Genomic DNA, 15849 nt, shown 5'->3' on the forward strand with positions numbered 1-15849 from the left:
CCGGCCTGCGGGGCGGCATCCCGCCGGGCGCACGGGGCGCGGTGTCCCCGGGCTGGTCGGAGGGGGCGGCGCCGGGCATGTGGCGTGCGGTGTCTCCGGACGTGCGGGTTGGCACGCGGCCGGGTCCGCCGGACGGGGCGTGGCCGGGGGCGGCGTCCGGGGACGCGTGACCGGGCGGGGGTACCGGGCCTGCGTCGGTGGCGCGGGGGCGCCCTCCGGGTCCGCCGGACGGAGCGCGGCCGGGGGCGGCGCCCGGGGACGCGGAACCGGGTGGGGACACCGGGCCTGCGTCGGTGGCGCGGGGGCGCCCGCCGGGTTCGCCGGCCGGGGCGCGGCCGGGGGCGGCGCCCGGGGACGCGTGACCGGGCGGGGGTACCGGGCCTGCGTCGGCAGCGCGAGGGAGTCCGCCGGGTCCGCCGGAGGGTGTGGCTCCGGGGCCGTAGGGCGGGGGTGGGGTGAGAGGGCCAGTGGGTGTGGGGCGGAGTTGGGTTCTGGTCATGACCTTGCGCATGGGGTCCCCGTTCGGCGGCCCGGGTGATACCGGGCGGTAACTTCGTGGTCGGTGATCTTGTACGGGCTGGAGGGGCGGCACGGCAAGGAGGCGGGCGACCGCGTCGAGGGGGCGGAGAAGTTCACCTATCCGAATGACCCGGGCGGCCGGAGAGCCCGCGACGCCAGGGGTGGACCGGGTGAATACCGGGCCCGGGGTGGACGCGTCGGACGCCCTGGGTGGGGACCCGAAAGGGGACACCCGCACGTATCCTGAAGGCTCTCCCGCCGGGCCGCCGAGCGCTCCGGCGGCGTCCCCGACCACGAAAGCGGCAGACTCATGCGCGTCTACGTCCCCCTGACCCTGTCCGGCCTCGCCGAGGCGCACCGGGCGGGGGAGCTGGGGACCGGGCCGCTCGTCGCCTACGCCGTCACACCGGCGCTGCGCGAGTGGTACCTGTCGGACGACATCGAGGAGCTGGAGTACGCCGCCCTCGGCCGGGCCGCCCTGGCGTCCCTGCGGCTGCTGGCGGCCGACCCGGGCGCGGCACGGCGCCGGGTCGTGGTCGCCGCCGACGTACCCGACGGCGCCGCCGCGGCCGATCCGGGCCGGGGACTCGACCCGGCGGCGCTGGGCGAGGTCCGGGTCGCCGGGCCGCTGCCGCTGGCCAAGGCGGCCGCGGTGCACGTCGACTCCGCCGACGCGGAGGCGGACGTGAGCGCCGCGGCCGAGGCCCTCGCGGCGGCGGACGCCGGGGACGACGACGCCCGGTTCGTCGTGGACGGCGCGGAGGACCACGAGCTGCTCTGGTACGCGACGCAGGAGCTCCCGAACCTGGTGTGACCAGGCACGTCGTAGCGCGGTGTCCCGATTGTCAGTGGCGGCGGGTACGTTTTCGGGCATGGGGATGCAGACGGGCGCACACATCGTGTGGGACTGGAACGGCACGCTGTTCCACGACAACGACGCGATCATCGGGGCGACGAACGCGGCCTTCGCCGAGCTGGGGCTGGCGCCGATCACGCTGGAGCGGTACCGGTCGCTGTATTGCGTGCCGGTGCCGAAGTTCTACGAGCGGCTGATGGGGCGGCTGCCCACCGACGCCGAGTGGGAGGTCATGGACGCGACCTTCCAGCGCTACTACACCGTGCACCGCAGCCGGTGCACGCTCGCCGAGGGGGTCACGGAGCTGCTCGCCGGGTGGCGGTCGGCGGGGCGCAGCCAGTCCATCCTCAGCATGTACGGCCACGACGAGCTGGTGCCGCTGGTCCGGGGGCTCGGGATCGAGACGCACTTCATACGCGTCGACGGACGGACCGGGCCGTCCGGGGGCAGCAAGGCCGAGCACATGGTGCGGCATCTCGCGCAGCTGGCGCAGGACGGGGTGGAGCCCGCCCGCACGGTGGTGATCGGGGACGCCGCCGACGACGCGGTGGCGGCGCACCACGTGGGTGCGGGTGCCGTGCTCTACACCGGGGGGTCGCACAGCCGGGCCAGCCTCGAGCAGGTCGGCGTGCCGGTGGTGGACACGCTCGGGGAGGCCGTGGCGGTGGCGGAGCGGCTGGCGGGATGACGGCGGCGTCCGGTGCCCCGGACCACACCGCCACCCGGACGTAGCTGTGCGGAACGTCCAAGTCGAGGGCCCGGTTTTGTACACATGCGGCTCATGACGGGGTGCCCTCGGAGGGCGATAGCCTTGTGGCGTGATCAGCGCGATAGTTCGCGGGGGCACTGGTGCCCCCGCCCCGCGCCCGGCGCCCACGGACGACATCCGTGGCCGGGCGGCGGTCGCTGATCCTCGCGGGCGGGACGGGGCATCGAAGACCCCCGGTACGGCGCCGCGCACTCCCCGGACGGTGACGGCGAGAGCGAAGTCACACCCGGTGGGAGCGGCGACATTGGCTGATATGCCCCCGCTCCTCTCATCTTGCGGCATAGCGTCGGAGAAGACCGGACACCCCGTGTCCCGACGTCATGCCGGAAGGCAGGAGACCGAACTTCCTTCTACGTCACGCAACGGCGCGCGACAGGAGTCAGAGGACAATGCAGACCAAGCTGGACGAAGCCAAAGCCGAGTTGCTCGAGAGGGCTGCGCGGGTAGCTGAGAACAGCCCGGTCGGGGGGCACCTACCGACCGGGACGAGGGGCGAGGGAACCCCGGACACCCCGGACGGCCCGGACGGCGCCCCGGACTACGCGTCCGTGTTCGCGTTCCTCCAGCGCTACTACCGGCACACCGCCCCGGAGGACCTCGCCGACCGCGACCCGGTCGACGTCTTCGGAGCCGCCGTCTCGCACTACCGGCTGGCCGAGAACCGTCCGCAGGGCACGGCGAACGTCCGGGTGCACACCCCGACGGTCGAGGAGAACGGCTGGACGTGCAGCCACTCCGTCGTCGAGGTGGTCACCGACGACATGCCCTTCCTCGTCGACTCCGTGACGAACGAGCTGACCCGCCAGAGCCGTGGCATCCACGTCGTCGTCCACCCGCAGATCGTGGTGCGGCGCGACATCGCCGGCAAGCTCGTCGAGGTGCTGGCCGGCCGGCCCACCGCCGACCTGCCGCACGACGCGCACGTCGAGTCCTGGATCCACGTCGAGATCGATCGCGAGACCGACCGCGGTGACCTGAAGCAGATCACCGCCGACCTGCTGCGCGTCCTGAACGACGTCCGCGAGACCGTCGAGGACTGGGGCAAGATGCGCGACGCCGCCGTCCGCATCGCCGACCAGCTGTCGGCCGAGGCCACCCCGGAGGACCTCCCGGCGCGCGAGCTGGAGGAGGCCCAGGAGCTGCTGCGCTGGCTGGCCGACGACCACTTCACCTTCCTCGGCTACCGCGAGTACGAACTGCGCGAGGACGACTCCCTCGCCGCCGTCGCCGGCACCGGCCTCGGCATCCTGCGCTCCGACCCGCACCACGCGGCCGACGAGAGCCACCCGGTCAGCCCCTCCTTCGAGCGGCTGCCCGCCGACGCCCGGGCCAAGGCCCGCGAGCACCGGCTGCTGGTGCTGACCAAGGCGAACAGCCGGGCCACCGTGCACCGGCCCTCGTACCTGGACTACGTCGGCGTCAAGAAGTTCGACGAGAACGGCAACGTCGTCGGCGAGCGGCGCTTCCTCGGCCTGTTCTCCTCCGCCGCCTACACCGAGTCCGTGCGCCGGGTGCCGGTCGTGCGGCGCAAGGTGGAGGAGGTGCTGGAGCGGGCCGGTTTCTCGCCCAACAGCCACGACGGGCGGGACCTGCTGCAAATCCTGGAGACCTACCCGCGCGACGAGATGTTCCAGACCTCCGCCGAGGAGCTGGAACCGATCGTCACCTCCGTGCTCTACCTCCAGGAGCGCCGCCGCCTGCGGCTCTACCTGCGCCAGGACGAGTACGGGCGCTACTACTCGGCTCTCGTCTACCTCCCCCGCGACCGCTACACCACCGGTGTCCGGCTGCGGATCATCGACATCCTCAAGGAGGAGCTGGGCGGCACCAGCGTCGACTTCACGGCCTGGAACACCGAGTCGATCCTGTCCCGGCTGCACTTCGTGGTCCGGGTCCCGCAGGGCACCGAGCTGCCGCACCTGTCCGACGCCGACCGGGAGCGCGTCGAGGCCCGTCTCGTCGAGGCCGCCCGCTCCTGGGCCGACGGCTTCGGCGAGGCACTGACCGCCGAGTTCGGCGAGGAACGCGCCGCGGAGCTGCTGCGCCACTACGGGTCCGCCTTCCCCGAGGGCTACAAGGCCGACCACGGTCCGCGCTCCGCGGTCGCCGACCTCGGCCACCTGGAGCAGCTCGACGAGGAGAAGACCTTCGCGCTGAGCCTGTACGAGCCGGTCGGCGCCGCGCCCGAGGAACGGCGCTTCAAGATCTACCAGAAGGGCGGCTCGGTCTCCCTGTCCGCCGTGCTGCCGGTGCTCAGCCGGCTCGGCGTCGAGGTCACCGACGAGCGGCCCTACGAGCTGCGCTGCGCGGACCGCACCACGGCCTGGATCTACGACTTCGGCCTGCGCATGCCCAAGGCCCCGGCCGGCGGCGCCGACTACCTCGGCGACGACGCCCGCGAGCGCGTCCAGGATGCCTTCGCCGCCACCTGGACCGGCAAGGCGGAGAACGACGGCTTCAACGCCCTCGTGCTCAGCGCCGGGCTGACCTGGCGCGAGGCGATGGTGCTGCGCGCGTACGCCAAGTACCTGCGGCAGGCCGGTTCGACCTTCAGCCAGGACTACATGGAGGACACCCTCCGCAGCAACGTCCACACCACGCGCCTGCTCATCAACCTGTTCGAGGCGCGGATGGCGCCGGAGCGGCAGCGGGCCGGGCGGGAGATCGTCGACGCCCTGCTCGAAGAGGTCGACGCCGCCCTGGACCAGGTGGCGAGCCTCGACGAGGACCGGATCCTGCGGTCCTTCCTCACCGTCATCAAGGCGACGCTGCGGACGAACTTCTTCCAGGAGGCGGCGGGCGGCAAGCCGCACGACTACGTCTCCATGAAGTTCGACCCGCAGGCCATCCCCGACCTGCCCGCGCCGCGCCCGGCGTTCGAGATCTGGGTGTACTCGCCGCGCGTCGAGGGCGTGCACCTGCGCTTCGGCAAGGTCGCGCGCGGTGGTCTGCGCTGGTCGGACCGCCGGGAGGACTTCCGCACCGAGATCCTCGGCCTGGTCAAGGCGCAGATGGTGAAGAACACCGTCATCGTGCCGGTCGGCGCCAAGGGCGGCTTCGTCGCCAAGCAGCTGCCCGACCCGAGCGTCGACCGCGACGCGTGGCTGGCGGAGGGCATCGCCAGCTACAAGACGTTCATCTCGGCGCTGCTCGACATCACCGACAACATGGTGGCCGGCGAGGTCGTGCACCCCGCGGACGTCGTCCGGCACGACGAGGACGACACCTACCTCGTCGTCGCCGCCGACAAGGGCACCGCGAAGTTCTCCGACATCGCCAACGAGGTCGCCGAGTCCTACAACTTCTGGCTCGGCGACGCCTTCGCCTCCGGCGGCAGCGCGGGCTACGACCACAAGGGCATGGGCATCACCGCCCGCGGCGCCTGGGAGTCCGTGAAGCGGCACTTCCGGGAGCTGGGCGTGGACACCCAGACCCAGGACTTCACGGTCGTCGGCATCGGCGACATGTCCGGCGACGTCTTCGGCAACGGCATGCTGCTCAGCGAGCACATCCGCCTGGTCGCCGCCTTCGACCACCGGCACATCTTCATCGACCCGACGCCGGACGCGGCCACCTCGTACGCCGAGCGCCGCCGGCTGTTCGAGCTGCCCCGCTCCTCGTGGGAGGACTACGACACCGGGCTGCTGTCGGCGGGCGGCGGCATCTTCCCGCGCACGGCCAAGTCGATCCCGGTCAACGCGCACATCCGCGAGGCCCTCGGCATCGAGCCCGGCATCACCAAGATGACCCCGGCCGAGCTGATGAAGGCGATCCTCAGCTCCCCGGTGGACCTGCTGTGGAACGGCGGCATCGGTACGTACGTCAAGGCGTCCACCGAGTCCAACGCGGACGTCGGCGACAAGGGCAACGACGCCATCCGCGTCGACGGCAAGGACCTGCGGGTCCAGGTCGTCGGCGAGGGCGGCAACCTGGGCCTGACCCAGCTGGGCCGGATCGAGTTCGCGCTTAAGGGCGGCCGGATCAACACCGACGCCATCGACAACAGCGCGGGCGTGGACACCTCCGACCACGAGGTGAACATCAAGATCCTGCTCAACGGTCTCGTCAAGGACGGCGACATGACCGTCAAGCAGCGCAACAAGCTGCTCGCCCAGATGACCGACGAGGTCGGCGCGCTGGTGCTGCGCAACAACTACGCGCAGAACACGGCGATCGCCAACGCGCTCGCCCAGTCCAAGGACATGCTCCACGCCCAGCAGCGCTTCATGCGGCACCTGGTCAGGGAGGGCCACCTCAACCGGGCCCTGGAGTTCCTGCCCACCGACCGCCAGATCCGTGAGCGGCTGGGCAGCGGACACGGCCTGACCGGTCCGGAGACGGCCGTGCTGCTGGCGTACACGAAGATCACGGTCGCCGAGGAGCTGCTGCACACCTCGCTGCCGGACGACCCGTACCTCAAGGGTCTGCTGCACGCCTACTTCCCGTCGGCGCTGCGCGAGCAGTTCCCCGAGCAGGTCGACAGCCACCCGCTGCGCCGCGAGATCACGACGACCGTCCTGGTCAACGACACGGTCAACACGGGTGGTACGACGTATCTGCACCGGATGCGCGAGGAGACCGGCGCGTCGCTCGAGGAGATCGTGCGGGCGCAGACCGCGGCCCGGGCGATCTTCAGCTCCTCCCCGGTGTGGGACGCGGTGGAGGCCCTGGACACCAAGGTCGACGCCGCCGTCCAGACCCGGATCCGGCTGCACTCGCGCCGGCTGGTCGAGCGCGGCACGCGCTGGCTGCTCAACAACCGGCCGCAGCCGCTGGAGCTGGCCGAGACGGTGGAGTTCTTCGCCGAGCGGGTCGAGCAGGTGTGGTCGCAGCTGCCGAAGCTGCTGCGCGGCGCGGACGCGGAGTGGTACCAGCACATCTACGACGAGCTGACCGCCGCCGGGGTCCCGGACGAGCCGGCCACGCGGGTGGCGGGGTTCTCCTCGGCCTTCGCGACGCTGGACATCGTGTCGGTGGCCGACCGCATGGGCAAGGAGCCGCTGGACGTCGCCGAGGTGTACTACGACCTCGCCGACCGGCTCGGCGTCACCCAGCTGATGGACCGGATCAGCGACCTGCCCCGGAACGACCGCTGGCAGTCCATGGCCCGCGCGGCGATCCGCGAGGACCTGTACTCGGCGCACGCGTCGCTGACCGCGGACGTCTTGGCGGTGGGCAACGGCACGTCCACGCCGGAGCAGCGGTTCAAGGCGTGGGAGGAGAAGAACGCGGCGATTCTCGGGCGGGCGCGGACGACGCTGGAGGAGATCCGGGGGTCGGACGAGTTCGATCTGTCCAATCTTTCGGTGGCCATGCGGACGATGCGGACGTTGCTGCGCACGCATTCGTAGGCGGTGCGGTGTAGCGGCGTTCGCGCCGTTGTGCCGTGTGAGGCGCCCCGGGCCGGGTTCGGTCCGGGGCGCCTTGGCGTCTGTGGCGGGGTGGGGGCTGGGCGGGAGTGGGGACGCAGCCCGGCGTGGCGGGGTGCCGCCTGCGCCCACCCGTGCCGCCCCAGCGGCACGACTGCCCGCAGGTGCGGGGGCGGGTCAGCGGAGGATGTTCGCCACCAGGCGGGCCGCTCTTCGTGTTCTCGGGGTGGAGAGGCGGCGGGCTGCTGGGCGGAGTAGTGCGGCGGTGGGGCCCACCGGCTGCCAGGTGATCTGTAGGCGGCCCGGGTTGTGGCCCTCCGGGCGGAGGGTGACGCGGTGGGGGGTGAGGCCGGCGCGGTAGGGGACGCGGGCCGTGAGGGGCGGGAAGGCCGGCGGCGCCAGGAGGATGCCCGTGTGGGTGCGGCCCCGGTGGCGGAGGCGGAGCACGGGATGGCGGGTGCCGGCGAAGCCGTGAAGCGGGAGACGGGCCGCCGCCAGGTCCAGGCGGACGCGGCCCTCGAAGAGGCCGGGGCGGACCGGCGAGAGGCGGAAGGCGATTGTGAGACGGCGACGGCCGGGGGCGAGGTGGAGCACCGCGCGCTGGGGGCCGACCGGCAGGCGCAGGGCCGGGTCGTAGGTGCGGACGGTGAGGTCGACCGAGGCACCGGGACCGCGCCTGACCTCCGTGATCTCGTGCCGGAGCAGGGCGGTGAAGAACGGGCGGGTGTCCAGCTCCAGGTCCGTCAGGTCCAGCTCGCGCCGGGCGTCGGGGGAATCCGGGACGCGCTCGCCCCAGTACACGCGGCCGCTCTCCTCGTCCGGCGTCACCCGGCGCGGTGCCACGTCGTGGCCGAGGCCCCGGGCGGCCGTGCGGACGTCGGACAGGCGCCGGTCGCGCAGCAGGCGCAGGACGACCCGTTCGGCGCGGGGCAGCCGGGCGTAGGCGCCCTCGGCGAGCGTGTCGAGGTAGGGGTTCATCAGGTCCGCGAAGGACGCCAGCCACGCGTCGTCCCGGTAGGGGAGGTCACCGGCGTACATCCGGAAGTCGTGCTTGAGGAACTTGAAGTCCTTGTCCTCGCGCAGCCCCTCGTGCCCGCTCTCGGCCAGGAACGCGTCGATGAGCCGCTGCACGTGGACGCGGTCGCGGACGTTGCTGAGCTTGTGCCGCTGGTTGGAGATGGAGGCGGAGTCGGAGGCGGCGTACGGGGCTATGTACCAGCGGTAGACCGGCTCGGGGACCACGGTGAAGGTCTTGGCCAGGCAGTACGCCTGCGCCGAGAAGAGCTGGTCCTCGTAGTGGATGCCCTCGGGGAAGCGCAGGCCGTGCCGGTCGAGGAAGGCGCGGGCGTACATCTTGCTGGTGGAGAGGTGCTCGAAGAACAGGCGCGGGTCGGCCTCGATGCCGTCGAGGGTGCGGCGCTCGGCGACCAGGTGTGGCATCCAGGTGGTACGGCGCCCGCCGTCCACGCGGATGCGGTGCACGGCGCCCATCGCGAAGTCCAGGTCGCGTTCCTGGTGGGCGGCGAGCAGGACCTCGACGGCCCGCTCGGGGAGTTCGTCGTCGCTGTCCAGGAACATCAGGTACGGCGCCCGGGCGATCTCCAGGGCGCGGTTGCGCGGGGCGCTGCACCCGCCGCTGTTCTCGGGCAGCCGCAGGTACACGACCCGCGGATCGTGGGCGGCCAGCTCGCGGGCCACCTCCTCGGTCGCGTCCGTCGAGTGGTCGTCGCTGATGACGACCTCGATGTTCGCCTGGGTCTGGCGCAGCACGGACGCGACCGCGCGGGGGAGGCGTTCGGCGTCGTTGTAGACGATGACCGTGACGGTGACGTCCGGGATGCTCAGGGGCGGCGGGAGCGTGCCCGTGGCGGGGCTCGTGGTGGCTGTCCTCATGACGCGCAGGCCTCCTCGGGGCTCGGGGCCGGGGTCCGGTCCTCGACCGGCAGGACCGGGGGCAGGGTCCGCTCGTCCTCGCCGAGGAAGACCCGGCGCACGACGCGTTCGGCGGCGCGGCCGTCGTCGTACTCGCAGAACCGGCGCCGGAAGGCGGTCCGCGCCTTGGTCGCGCGCTCGTCGTGCCAGGCGTCGGAGGTGAGGATCTCCGTCAACTCCGCCTGGGTGCGGGCGACCGGTCCCGGGGCCTCGGCCATCAGGTCGAAGTAGACGCCGCGGGTGGTGCGGTAGGTCTCCCAGTCGTCGGCGTGGATGACGATCGGGCGGTCGAGGTTGGCGTAGTCGAACATGATCGACGAGTAGTCGGTGACCAGCGCGTCGGCGGCCAGGCACAGTTCCTCGACGGGGTCGTAGGAGGAGACGTCGACGAGGCGGCCGGTGCGGCGCAGGCCCGCCAGCGGGGCCGAGAGGGCGGCGGCGCCGTCGTAGAAGTAGTGGGCGCGCACCAGCAGAATCGTTTCCTCGCCGAGTGACTCGGCGAGGGCGGCGAGGTCGAGGCGCGGGGTCCAGCCGGCCTCGTAGTCGCGGTGGGTGGGCGCGTAGAGGACCGCGCGGCGGCCGGGCGGGATGCCGAGGCGTGCGCGGGCCGCGCGGACCTCGGCGGGGCCGGCGGTGTAGTACACGTCGTTGCGCGGATAGCCGTGGTTGAGGGAGATGTGGCGGGACGGGTAGGCCCGCTGCCACATGCGGGTGGAGTGGCTGTTGGCGGAGACGCTGTAGTCCCACTTGTCGACGCGTTCCAGCAGGGCCTGGAAGTCCAGGCCGTGGGCGGCGGCGGGGTAGGGCAGCTGGTCCACGCCCATGCGCTTGAGCGGGGTGCCGTGGTGGGTCTGGAGGTGGACGGTGCCGGGGCGTTTGACCACCGCGTCGGGGAAGTTGACGTTGTTGACCAGGTATGTGGCGCGGGCCAGCACCTCCCAGTAGCGGCGGGTGCCGGGCACGACGTGGTCGGTGCCGGGCGGCAGCAGGGCCGCGCCCTGCGCCGTGACCACCCACACCGGGTGGACGCCCGGGGCGAGTTCGGCGAGTTTGGCGGCGATCGCGGCCGGGTTGCAGGCCACCCCGCGGTTCCAGTACGCCGAGAAGACCGCGAGGTGCGGGTCGAGGGGCCGGGCCAGGGCGCCGCGGTACTGGAGGGTGCGCAGCCGCGTGCCGGCCCGCCGTCTGCCGGTGCGCACGGCGGAGCGCACCCCGCGGCGGGCGTGGTTGGCGGTCTGGAGGGCGCGGTACTTGCCGTAGGCGCCCTCCTCCAGGAGCGACCGGCGTACGCCCTCCAGACCGGCCGGGCGCCGCAGCCCCTCGGGGCGGTGGCGCCGGGCGGTCACGGACGCCCGGTGGAAGAACTCCCGCGCCACGTCGTCCGGCATCCCGGCGCGGGCGAAGGTGTGCAGGCAGTCGCCGATCATCAGGTCGTACAGGACGCCGTGGACGGCGGGCCGGTCGGCGGTGAGGCCGAGGAGCGCCTCGTAGCGGTCGACCAGCGCGTACCGCTCGGCCGGCGTGGGCGGCGGGAGGCTCTCGGGGCGCAGCCGGCGGTCCTCGTACGCCGGGAGCGGCAGGCAGGCGACGCGGTCGGCGAGCAGCAGCGCGGCGTACGCGGCGAACGGCTCGTCCTCGGTGGTCAGGAGCCGCTCACCGGCCCGCCAGAAAGCGGCGCGCACCACGCGGTTGCCGAGCAGCGGGGTCAGGCGGAGCAGCGCCGCGCGGTCGTCCAGGGCGAGATCGGCGCGGCCCGCGCGGGCGAGGCGGGGGCCGTCGGGGGAGGGCAGGCCCGAGACCCGCCACGAGCTGCGGACGTGGTCCAGGAGCAGGACGTCCACGGTGTCGGGCAGGCCGCCGACGTGCTCGGCGACGGCGGACGGGGCGCCGACGGGCAGCCCGTCCTTGGCGTGCACGAAGTGCAGCCAGCGGCCGGACGCCCGTGCCGCCCCGGCCGCGCGGGCCGCCGCGTCACCGGCGCCCTCCGGCAGGGGCAGCACGGTGAACGCGGGGGCGTGCCGCTCGGCGGTCTCCCGTGCCCAGTCCCCCACGGCGGCGACGATCACCTCGACACCGGCGAGGGGGTGGGCGTCGAGGGAGTCGAGGAGCGCGGGCAGGTGGTCCTGGACGTTGGGGCCGTGGACGATGACGCTGAGTTCGGGGGTCTCGGACATCGCGGGGACTCCTTCGCCGTCGGCGCTCCCGGCACACTCCTGCTCGTTCGTCCGGCCATAGTGGCACTAATCAGGCAAAAGGGTTAACCGTACGTACGCCTTCCGGGCGAAGAGGCCCTTCGGGACGGGTCAGGCGGCGGCCTTCGCCTTGGGCGCGGGCTTGGGTTTCGCCGCCTTGTCCGGACCGCCGGTGAACTTCTCGTACTCCTTCAGCACCTCGTCCGTCGGCCCGTCCATGCGCAGCTCGCCGCGCTCCAGCCACAGCACCCGGTCGCAGGTGTCGCGGATGGACTTGTTGCTGTGGCTGACCAGGAACACCGTGCCGGCGTGCCGGCGCAGCTCCCGGATGCGCTCCTCGGACCGCTTCTGGAAGGAGCGGTCGCCGGTGGCCAGGGCCTCGTCGACGAGGAGGACGTCGTGGTCCTTGGCGGCGGCGATGGAGAACCGCAGCCGGGCCGCCATGCCGGAGGAGTACGTGCGCATCGGCAGGGTGATGAAGTCGCCCTTGTCGTTGATCCCCGAGAAGTCGACGATCTCCTGGTAGCGCTCCTTGATCTGCGCGCGGGACATGCCCATCGCCAGGCCGCCGAGGTACACGTTGCGCTCGCCGGTGAGGTCGTTCATCAGGGCGGCGTTGACGCCGAGCAGGGAGGGCTGGCCGTCGGTGTAGATCCGGCCGTTCTCCACCGGGAGCAGGCCGGCGACCGCCTTGAGCAGCGTCGACTTGCCCGAACCGTTGGTGCCTATCAGGCCGATGGCCTCGCCGCGGTACGCCACGAAGGACACGTTCTTCACGGCGTGCACCCGGCGCACGCCGGCGGCCTTCTCGGTCTTCTTCCGGCGCAGGATGCGGTTGAGGGCGGCGGTCGCGGAGCCGCGGCCGGCACCGGTGCCGTTGACCCGGTAGACGATGTCGACGCCGTCGGCGATGACGGTGGGTACCCGCTCGGCGGGGGTGTTGTCAGCCACGACCGTAGGTCTCCTCGGCCTTCCAGAAGTAGACGAAGCCGCCGATCCCGGCGACCAGGGCCCAGCCCACCGCGAGCGCCCACACATGGGGCGGCAGCTGGCTGCCCCCGAAGGTGTCGATCAGGGCGAAGCGCATCAGGTCGATGTAGACGACGGCGGGGTTGAGCTGGAGGGCGGTGCCGACCCAGGACGGCAGGCCGCTGTCCGGGCCGGTCATGTGCTCGATGCTGAACATGACGCCCGAGGCGTACATCCAGGTGCGCAGCAGGAACGGCATCAGCTGGGCCATGTCGGGGATCTTCGAGCCCACCCGGGCCATGACCATCGCCAGGCCCGCGTTGAACGCGAACTGCAGCACCAGCGCCGGGACCGCCAGCACCCAGGACGGGGCGGGCGGCACGCCGAAGGCCAGCAGGATCGCGAGCAGGGCCGCCATCGAGAACAGCAGCTGCTGGAGCTGCTGGAGGCAGAACGACACCGGCAGCGCCGCCCGCGGGAAGTGCAGCGCGCGTACCAGGCCGAGGTTGCCGGAGATGGCGCGGGTGCCCGCCATGACCGAGCTGTGCGTGAACGTCCACACGAACACGCCGGTGACCAGGAACGGGACGAAGTCCTCCACGCCGCGCTTGGTGTCCATCAGCAGGCCGAAGATGAAGTAGTACACCGCCGCGTTGAGCAGGGGCGTCATCACCTGCCAGACCTGGCCCAGCTTGGCCTGGCTGTACTGGGCGGTGAGCTTGGCGGTGGAGAAGGCGCCGATGAAGTGCCGGCGCGCCCACAGCTGGCGGACGTACTCGGGCAGGGAGGGGCGGGCACCGCTGACCGACAGCCCGTGCCGGGCGGCGAGCGCCGCGAGGTCGTGGCCGGCGGGGTCGGTGAGGGGGGCGGCCTGGGCCGGTGCCCGGGTCGGGGGTGGGGGGTCGAGGACCTGGCTCACATCCGGTGCTTTCGCTCGGGGGAGGGGGCGAGAGGGCGACGCCCGTCGTTCACCCGGGTGACCGCGGGTGTTCACTTACGTCGGGACGGCACCGTATCGTCGTAACGTGAGCGTAGGGCGTGGCGACGCCGGAACGCAACCGTTTCGTCGTGACGCCCTATGCTTGCCCCGTATGACGACCAACGCCGCCGCCGACGAGCCGACGCCGCGCCCGCGCCGCCGGGCCCCCGCGGGGGCGGCGGTGCTCCGTGAGGACGTGACGGAGGCCATCCGGGCGGCGGTCTTCGAGGAACTGGCCGCGGTCGGCTACGCCCGGATGTCCATCGAGGGCATCGCGCGCCGCGCGGGCGTCGGCAAGACCGCCGTCTACCGGCGCTGGCGCTCCAAGCTGCACCTGGTGCTCGACATCGTCTCCGCCCTCGCCGTCCAGGGCCTGCCCGCGCCGGACACCGGCTCCCTGGAGGGCGACCTGCGGCTGCTGTACGAGGTGACGTCCCGTGCCCTGCGCCACCCGCTGGCCTCGCAGGTCATCCCCGACCTCCAGGCGGAGGCGGCCCGCAACCCCGACATCGCCGAGGCGCTGCGCAAGACCCTGCGCGAGGGCCAGGACGGGGTGGCCAGCAGCATCCTCGCGGCGGCGGCCGAACGCGGCGAACTGGGTCCCGCCGTCGACACCGAGCTGGCCCTGGACCTGATCTCGGGCCCGCTGTACTGGCGCTCGGTGGTCGTGCGCAGCCCGAAGCTGCCGAAGGGCTACCTGGGCTCGCTGGCCCGGGCCACGGCGGAGGGCCTGAAGGCGCTCTGAGCCGGGACCGGCCGTCAGCGGCGCCCGGTCCGCCGCCTACGATCAGCCCGTGACGATCACCTACCAGTGGCGAGGAGAGGTCGACAACGCCCTCCTGGACGCACTCCACGCCGACGGCTTCGGGCACCCCGGCGAGCCGACCGACTGGCGCACCCGACTGGAGCGGCACAGCCTCGGCTGGGTCTGCGTCCGGGAGGACGGCTCGCTGGTCGGCTTCGTCAACGTCGCCTGGGACGGCGGGGCACACGCCTTCCTCCTGGACACGGTGGTGGCCCGGCACCGCCGCTCCCGCGGGGTGGGTGCCCGCCTGGTCGCGGTCGCCGCCGCACAGGCCCGGGCGGCGGGCTGCGAGTGGCTCCACGTCGACTTCGAGGACCACCTGCGCGGGTTCTACTTCGACGCGTGCGGCTTCCAGGAGACGGCGGCCGGCCTCATCGCCCTGTGACGCGCCGGGCGGGCGGCACACTGGTCCGATGATCCCAACTGATCCCAAGGCCGATCTCCGCTTCTACCTCCAGTCCGCCCGCGACGCCCTGCTCTGGAAGCTCGAAGGGCTCTCGGAGTACGACGTACGACGCCCGGCGACCCCGACCGGCACCAACCTCCTCGGGCTGGTGAAGCACGCCGCCACCGTGGAGCTGGGGTACCTCGGCGAGGTCTTCGGGCGGCCGGCGGAGGAACCGCTGCCCTGGATGGCGGAAGGGGCCGAGGCCGACGCGGACATGTGGGCCACCGCCGACGAGTCGCGCGCGTACGTCGTGGGGGTGTACCGGCGGGCGTGGGCCCACGCGGACGCGACGATCGACGCGCTGGCGCTGGACACCGTCGGCAGGGTGCCGTGGTGGGCCGAGGGCAAGGACGAGGTGACGCTGCACCACGCCGTGCTCCGCGTGATCGCGGACACCCAGCGGCACGCCGGGCACGCCGACATCGTCCGGGAGCTGACGGACGGTGCCGTGGGGATGCGCGAGGACAACGTCGGCGTGCCGACGGGCGACACGGCCTGGTGGGAGGAGCACCGGGACCGGCTGGAGCAGGCGGCCCGGGAAGCCGGGCGCCGGGAAGCAGCGGGCCGGACCCGGTGAGGCGGGCGTGGACGGGCCCGGTGCTGCTGCTGATCGCCGGAGCGGGGGCCGCGACCGGGCCGTTCGTCCAGGGGCGCCCGGGGACGGGCGCCGTGCTCCTGCTGCTGTTCGTGCTGCTGGCGGGGCTGACCTCGCCGCTGCTCCTCCCCCGGTCGGTCGGGGCGCCGGAGGCGCGGCGGCGCAGTGCCGCCGACGGGCGGCCGGTCGTCTTCTGGCGGCCGGGGTGCCCCTACTGCGTGCGGCTGCGCCTCCGGCTGGGGCGCACGGCCCGGCGGCTGCACTGGGTCGACATCTGGCGGGACGAGGCCGGGGCGGAGCTGGTGCGAGGGGCCAACGACGGCAACGAGACCGTGCCCACGCTGCTCGTGGCGGGCCGGCCGTACACCAACCCCGATCCCGCGTGGGTGCGTGAGCAGGTCTCCTCGGCCCGCTGA

At 72.9% G+C, this 15849-nt stretch carries 11 protein-coding genes; 7 read left to right on the plus strand and 4 right to left on the minus strand.

Annotated elements, in window-relative coordinates; all coding sequences use genetic code 11:
• The first annotated feature begins 829 nt into the window (after positions 1 to 829).
• The 3 genes from ACIRGB_RS34280 (at position 830) to ACIRGB_RS34290 (ending at position 7495) form a co-directional block, all read left to right on the plus strand.
• Entirely contained in the window at positions 830 to 1333 is a 504-nt protein-coding gene (locus ACIRGB_RS34280) for a DUF6912 family protein (protein WP_403873161.1), read from the plus strand.
• A 58-nt stretch (positions 1334 to 1391) separates the two neighbouring features.
• Entirely contained in the window at positions 1392 to 2063 is a 672-nt protein-coding gene (locus ACIRGB_RS34285; protein WP_403873164.1) for an HAD family hydrolase, read from the plus strand.
• A gap of 470 nt (positions 2064 to 2533) precedes the next feature.
• Positions 2534 to 7495, plus strand: a complete 4962-nt coding sequence (locus ACIRGB_RS34290; protein WP_403873167.1) for an NAD-glutamate dehydrogenase — start codon at positions 2534 to 2536, stop codon at positions 7493 to 7495.
• Positions 7496 to 7690: 195 nt separating this feature from the next.
• On the opposite strand, the gene ACIRGB_RS34295 is transcribed toward ACIRGB_RS34290, so the two are convergent.
• From ACIRGB_RS34295 to ACIRGB_RS34310, 4 genes are all read right to left on the minus strand, one after another.
• Positions 7691 to 9406 carry a glycosyltransferase family 2 protein gene (locus tag ACIRGB_RS34295; protein WP_403873170.1) on the minus strand — a complete coding sequence of 572 codons (1716 nt, stop codon included), beginning with the start codon at positions 9404 to 9406 and terminating at the stop codon, positions 7691 to 7693.
• A complete protein-coding gene (locus ACIRGB_RS34300; protein WP_403873173.1) occupies positions 9403 to 11619 on the minus strand; it encodes a CDP-glycerol glycerophosphotransferase family protein in 2217 nt (738 codons plus the stop codon). Before ACIRGB_RS34300 ends, ACIRGB_RS34295 begins: the two co-directional genes overlap by 4 nt.
• A gap of 129 nt (positions 11620 to 11748) precedes the next feature.
• Positions 11749 to 12588: an ABC transporter ATP-binding protein gene (locus ACIRGB_RS34305; RefSeq protein WP_403873176.1), complete on the minus strand. Its 840-nt coding sequence runs from the start codon at positions 12586 to 12588 to the stop codon at positions 11749 to 11751.
• Positions 12581 to 13525, minus strand: coding sequence for an ABC transporter permease (locus ACIRGB_RS34310; protein ID WP_403873179.1), 945 nt, complete (start codon positions 13523 to 13525; stop codon positions 12581 to 12583). Before ACIRGB_RS34310 ends, ACIRGB_RS34305 begins: the two co-directional genes overlap by 8 nt.
• Positions 13526 to 13697: 172 nt before the next feature.
• Here ACIRGB_RS34310 and ACIRGB_RS34315 point away from each other — a divergent pair, with 172 nt between their 5' ends.
• From ACIRGB_RS34315 to ACIRGB_RS34330, 4 genes are read left to right on the plus strand one after another with little or no spacing between them, the layout of a single operon-like run.
• On the plus strand, positions 13698 to 14330 hold the full coding sequence (locus ACIRGB_RS34315) for a TetR/AcrR family transcriptional regulator (RefSeq protein WP_403873182.1): 633 nt from the start codon (positions 13698 to 13700) through the stop codon (positions 14328 to 14330).
• Between the two features lie 49 nt (positions 14331 to 14379).
• Complete coding sequence (locus ACIRGB_RS34320; RefSeq protein WP_403873185.1) at positions 14380 to 14775, plus strand: GNAT family N-acetyltransferase; 396 nt, start codon at positions 14380 to 14382, stop codon at positions 14773 to 14775.
• A 28-nt stretch (positions 14776 to 14803) separates the two neighbouring features.
• The gene (locus tag ACIRGB_RS34325) at positions 14804 to 15415 is read left to right on the plus strand and encodes a DinB family protein (RefSeq protein WP_403873188.1); all 612 of its coding nucleotides are present in this window, start codon (positions 14804 to 14806) and stop codon (positions 15413 to 15415) included.
• A complete protein-coding gene (locus tag ACIRGB_RS34330; RefSeq protein ID WP_403873191.1) occupies positions 15412 to 15849 on the plus strand; it encodes a glutaredoxin domain-containing protein in 438 nt (145 codons plus the stop codon). The genes ACIRGB_RS34325 and ACIRGB_RS34330 overlap by 4 nt, the downstream gene beginning before the upstream one ends.

This window comes from Streptomyces sp. NPDC102490 (genome assembly GCF_044765285.1).
GTDB lineage: Bacteria > Actinomycetota > Actinomycetes > Streptomycetales > Streptomycetaceae > Streptomyces.

Excerpts from the sequence above, each read along its gene's own strand:
- ACIRGB_RS34280 (WP_403873161.1), top strand. The coding sequence starts at position 830 with ATGCGCGTCTACGTCCCCCTGACCCTGTCCGGCCTCGCCGAGGCGCAC.
- ACIRGB_RS34285 (WP_403873164.1), top strand. The coding sequence starts at position 1,392 with ATGGGGATGCAGACGGGCGCACACATCGTGTGGGACTGGAACGGCACG.
- ACIRGB_RS34290 (WP_403873167.1), top strand. The coding sequence starts at position 2,534 with ATGCAGACCAAGCTGGACGAAGCCAAAGCCGAGTTGCTCGAGAGGGCT.
- ACIRGB_RS34295 (WP_403873170.1), bottom strand. The coding sequence starts at position 9,406 with ATGAGGACAGCCACCACGAGCCCCGCCACGGGCACGCTCCCGCCGCCC.
- ACIRGB_RS34300 (WP_403873173.1), bottom strand. The coding sequence starts at position 11,619 with ATGTCCGAGACCCCCGAACTCAGCGTCATCGTCCACGGCCCCAACGTC.
- ACIRGB_RS34315 (WP_403873182.1), top strand. The coding sequence starts at position 13,698 with ATGACGACCAACGCCGCCGCCGACGAGCCGACGCCGCGCCCGCGCCGC.
- ACIRGB_RS34325 (WP_403873188.1), top strand. The coding sequence starts at position 14,804 with ATGATCCCAACTGATCCCAAGGCCGATCTCCGCTTCTACCTCCAGTCC.